Below are 1,856 nucleotides of genomic sequence, written 5' to 3' on the forward strand. Positions count from 1 at the left end.
TTTCCAGGGTGCTTTGCAGGCGCCGTTCACTTTCGCTCAGGTCGATCAGACGGTCCCGCGCGTCATATTGCCGGCGTCTGCCGCGCAGGGCGGCGCTGACCATACTGATCAGGGTGACCGGGTGAAACGGCCGCTCCAGGAAGGTGACATTGCCCAGCAGGCCGCTCAGGTGTGACGAGCCGTTCTGCTCGCTGCCGCCGTGATGGGTCATCAGCACGATCGGCAGGTCGGACCAGGCCGGCTGCTGGTGCAGGTACTCCAGGAGCGGGTCCAGCTCAACGCCGCGCAAGGCTTCGGCCGCGATCACCAGCAAGCCGGCACCTTGCTCCAGCGCGTCGCACAGGTGGGCCAGGTTGTTGGCAACGATGCCGCTGTAGCCGGCTTCGTTGAGCATCATCAACGCCAGGGTGCTGTCGCGCCCCAAGGGCGCAAGAATAATCGCGCGCTCGGAGACCAGCATAGGTTCGGCCACTAGCCCTCATCCTTGAGCAGAGGCGAACCGGCACCGAGGTAGGTGGGGATGCCGCGCAGCACACCCTGGAAGTTGTCCAGGGGTTCGCCCACGGTCATGCCGCGGCTGCCGATACGGTATTCTCGGATGGTCGATTCATGGGAGCCGGTGCGTTTCTTGATGATCGAGATCGCGCGACGCACCTTGCCCAGCGCTTCGAAGTACCGCAGCAGAATCACCGTGTCGGCCAGGTAGGTGATGTCCACCGGCGCCTGCATGTCGCCGACCAGGCCATGCTGGGCCACGGTCATGAAGGTCGCGGCGCCGCGACGGTTGAGGTACAGCAGCAACTCGTGCATGTGCAGGATCAGCGCGTTCTCTTCTGGCATCGCGGCCTGGTAGCCGTTGACGCTGTCGATCACTACCGTCTTGATGCCGCGCTCATCCACGCAGCGCCGCACGCGGTGGGAGAACTCGCCGGGTGACAGCTCGGCGGCGTCCACCTGTTCGATCAGCAGGTTGCCGGTGGCTTGCAGCGCCTCAAGGTCGATGCCCATGTTTTTCATGCGCTCGAACAGCAGGCCCAGCTCTTCATCAAAGATGAACAGCGCGGCTTTCTCGCCACGGGCTACGGCGGCGGCGGCGAAAATCATCGAAATCAGCGATTTGCCCGTACCCGCCGGGCCGAGAATCAGGCTGCTGGAACCGGTCTCGATGCCGCCACCGAGCAACGAATCCAGCTCTTTGATGCCGCTGCTCAACGTTTGGCGGTTATAGCCACCCCGGTGCTCGGCCGCGACCAGTCGGGGGAATACGTGTACACCGTCTTGCATGATGGTGAAGTCATGGAAGCCACCCCGGTATTTCTGGCCGCGGTACTTCACCACCCGCACCCGACGGCGTTCGGCGCCGTAGTTGGGGGTCAGTTCTTCCAGGCGAATCACCCCGTGGGCCACGCTGTGCACGGTCTTGTCGAGGGATTCGGTGGTGAGGTCGTCCAGCAGCAACACGGTGGCGTCGTAGCGCACGAAGTAATGTTTGATAGCCAGGATCTGCCGGCGATAGCGCAGCGAGCTCTGGGCCAGCAGGCGAATCTCGGACAGGCTGTCGACCACGACACGGGTCGGCTTGACCCGTTCCACCACTTCGAAGATCTGCCGGGTTGCTTCGCCCAGTTCCAGGTCCGAGGAGTACAGCAGGCTCTGCTGATGCTCGGCGTTAAGCAGGCTCTCGGGCGGGGTCAGTTCGAAGATATGAATATTATCGTCCAAGTCCCAACCATGGGACTTGGCACCCTGGCGCAGTTCACGCTCGGTCTCCGACAGGGTGATGTACAGCGAACGCTCGCCGTTGTTTGCACCGGCCTGCAGGAAATGCAGGGCCACGGTGGTCTTGCCGGTGCCCG

The 1,856-nt window shown here is 63.3% G+C and carries 1 protein-coding gene and 1 pseudogene; both read right to left on the minus strand.

Annotation, left to right across the window (positions count from 1 at the left end; genetic code table 11):
- Nucleotides 1-460, minus strand: a pseudogene (locus HX803_RS26940) (hybrid sensor histidine kinase/response regulator); the annotation flags it as partial.
- An 11-nt stretch (nt 461-471) separates the two neighbouring features.
- A partial coding sequence (locus HX803_RS26945) for an ATPase domain-containing protein (protein ID WP_178924954.1) occupies nt 472-1,856 on the minus strand: 1,385 nt, incomplete at its 5' end.

It is taken from the genome of Pseudomonas sp. P7548, from assembly GCF_013386585.1.
Lineage (GTDB): Bacteria > Pseudomonadota > Gammaproteobacteria > Pseudomonadales > Pseudomonadaceae > Aquipseudomonas.